Source organism: Bacillus cereus group sp. N24 (genome assembly GCF_016483345.1).
Taxonomy (GTDB): domain Bacteria; phylum Bacillota; class Bacilli; order Bacillales; family Bacillaceae_G; genus Bacillus_A; species Bacillus_A toyonensis.
Window position 1 is genome coordinate 1 of the sequence record NZ_JAEHCA010000102.1, and the last position, 394, is coordinate 394.

Below are 394 nucleotides of genomic sequence, written 5' to 3' on the forward strand. Positions count from 1 at the left end.
ATCATCATTTGAATAAACTCATTCATTTTTTCCATTGCGCTATAACAATCACTCATCATATGGATGTTCTTTTCAATGAGATTTTCCAATTCCATTTCCCTTTTATTTTGTTGCTGAAAAAATGCTAACATTTCAATTTGGTCTTTCAAAAATTTCTGCCGGGATAATCCTTTCCTCTTTGCAATTTCATCTATTTTCTTTACGGCAATTGGATCTACTTCTCTAATTCTAATTTCCACTTTTCCCTCTCCTTTCTGCAAATCTGGGTAGAGATCAAAAAATAGTGAGAAGAGCATAAGGGGTTTTTGTTCCCACCTAAGGTGTGAAGCTAGGCGGAGCCTAGCGAAACGATGGGAACAAGAAAACCTTCTAGGTGTAGACTCACTCACGACAC

General features: G+C 36.8%; 1 protein-coding gene. It reads right to left on the bottom strand.

Features of this window, described 5'->3' with window-relative positions:
• On the bottom strand, nt 1–239 hold a 239-nt coding region (locus JDS95_RS32300; RefSeq protein WP_199691055.1), incomplete at its 3' end, for a hypothetical protein.
• Nucleotides 240–394 lie beyond the last annotated feature (155 nt).